This window comes from Rhodovulum viride, from assembly GCF_003265965.1.
Taxonomy (GTDB): domain Bacteria; phylum Pseudomonadota; class Alphaproteobacteria; order Rhodobacterales; family Rhodobacteraceae; genus Rhodovulum; species Rhodovulum kholense.
In genome coordinates this window covers 1-2,184 of record NZ_MUAV01000070.1, presented here as the reverse complement: position 1 = coordinate 2,184, position 2,184 = coordinate 1, and the positions used below count along the sequence as shown (strand labels likewise).

Genomic DNA, 2,184 nt, shown 5'->3' with positions numbered 1-2,184 from the left:
GACCGCTCGACCTGGGCATAGCCATTGCCCCAGAGCTCGATCGAGAGGTTGAGATAGTCCCAGAAGTCGAGCGCGGTCTGGTCGTAGTTCGGGCTATCGTTGATCACCGCCTGCAGCGGATGCGTCCCGGCGGCCGCGCTGAAGCCCGTCGCCTCGCGGCGATGCACCTCGAAGGGCAGCGACGAGATGGTCCCGGCCACAAGGTTCGCGCAGGCCCAGACCGCCGAAAGCGCCATCGAGGACTGCGCCGTGACGATCTCGCCCGCATGGCCCGCGCCGTGCCCCAGCGCCGCGACCAGCGCCGCGTCCGTCACCTCGGGCAGCAGTTCGACCGTATCGGCCTTCTCTTCCATCGTCTCGATCGACGGCCGCAGCCATCCGGCAAGCCGGTCTCGTACCCGCATCAGGACGCCTCCAGAGCTGCCAGGAAATCGGCCATCGAGCCCCCGCCCTGCGCCTCGGGGTCGCGCAGCATCAGCATGAAGGCGTCGAAGGTGGCGACCAGCGGGTCGATCTTCGACTTGCCCGCCACTTCCTTGGTGATCCGCACCGCCGAGCCCTTGATCTCGGGCCTGGCATTGCCCGCGCACCAGGACATCAGCGCCTGGCCGCCATGGCGGAACGTGCCCTGCTTCAGCATCCGTTCGAGCCCCCAGATCGCGGGCGAAAGCCGCCAGTCCTGGCCGACGATGACCAGCTGCTCGTAGGTGATGCCGCGGGCGAACATCTCGAACTGGATCGCGGCCGAGTTGGTGGTGTCGACGCCGATGGCGTTCGCCCCCGGCAAAAGCCCCGCCTCCAGCAGCCGCGCGGCGATGGCCGCCACCTCGCGCACGTCGCCCGAGGTGTCGTGATCGTCCAGCAGCACCAGATCGCCCGCCTCGGCAAAGTCCTGCAGGCGCGGCGCGATCTCCTTGCGTTCTTCCAGCACCTCTGGATGCGCCCAGGCCCGGCACCAGTGCAGCCAGTGCCCGGTCTCGCGGCAGCGCCCGATCACCGCCGCGGCAAAGAGATCGTCAAGCCCGCCGCCATCGACGCCGAGAACCGCCACCTCGCTCCGTTCGATCAGCTCCTCGAGGTCAAGCCCGTCCTCGGCGCAGCCATCCCAGTATTGCGCCCCGAGCCAGCCCGCCGAGAGGCCCACGCCGATCTCGATGTTGAGATGCTGCGAGGCCCAGATCTGTTCGGTATGCTTGGTGACGCGGCCATTGTTCTCGTAATCGTCGACCAGCGCCTGTTCGTCGATCGAGAGCCCGAGGTTCGGCAGCACGATGTTCCAGTTGCGCCGGTCGCGCCAATAGTCCTGGTCGCGCTGCAGATCGGGCGGGAACTCGTACAGCACCGGCAGCATGATCGGCGCCCGGCCGCCGCGGCCGTCCCGGATCGCCCGGGCCTTGTCCAGTTCGATCTTCCAGATCCCGGCCGGCGGCTCGTCCGACTGGGTCGTGATCATCAGCACCTTGCCGCGCGTCTTGGTGATCCCGCCGCCCCGGATCTGCTGCATCACCTTCGCCGCTTTGGCCTTCTTGCCCAGCTCGTGCAGCTCGTCGATGATGGTCAGCACCGGAATTTCGCCGGTGACAATAGACGTGTCGAAGGTCAGCACCTCCAGCTTTGTGCCAGTCTTGCGGCGCGTAATGGTCTTTAGGTGATCCTGCACCTGAAAGATCGCTTCCAGCTTCGGATCAATCCGGACCATGCCCTGCGCCTGGTCAAAGCACCGTTCCGAGATGTTCTGCGATGGACCGACCAGCAACATCTGCCGGTTCGGCGCTTCCTCCATGTAAAGCGCCGTCAAGGCCAGAGCCGCCACATATGTCGACTTCGAGTTCTTCTTCGGCACCATACACAGCAGTTCCCAGACCAGCGCGGCGTGGGTCTCGGGGTCCTCGGAGGCGAAGAAAGCCACCAGGAGATCCCTGAACCAGTCGCCGCAGGCCTCGGCCATGCGCGGGTTGCCCGGCACGTCGGGCAGGCGCAGGCGGTTGAAGAAGGCCAGCGAGCGCGCCGCCCGGTCCTCGTTCAGCGGCACCTCGGCAATGGGCGTCTCGCCCGCCTGCAGCTTGTCCCACCAGTCCGGGCAGGCGAAGCGCGGCAGGGCTTCAGTTCGGTCGAACGACATTCTGGCCCGCCTCCTGATCCAGTTCCGCCATCAGATCGGCCTCGGCATCCCGGGCGCGCAGC

2 protein-coding genes are annotated in these 2,184 nt (G+C 66.8%); both read right to left on the bottom strand.

From position 1 onward, the window contains the following. The coding region (locus tag BYZ73_RS20840; RefSeq protein ID WP_245943259.1) for a phage portal protein at positions 1-404 on the bottom strand (404 nt) is incomplete at its 3' end. Continuing rightward, a complete protein-coding gene (locus BYZ73_RS20835; protein ID WP_112317528.1) occupies positions 404-2,122 on the bottom strand; it encodes a terminase large subunit in 1,719 nt (572 codons plus the stop codon). The genes BYZ73_RS20835 and BYZ73_RS20840, both read right to left, overlap by 1 nt. Positions 2,123-2,184: the final 62 nt, after the last annotated feature.

Bases quoted from the DNA above. Each gene is read 5' to 3' on its own strand.
- BYZ73_RS20835 (WP_112317528.1), bottom strand. From the start codon at position 2,122: ATGTCGTTCGACCGAACTGAAGCCCTGCCGCGCTTCGCCTGCCCGGAC.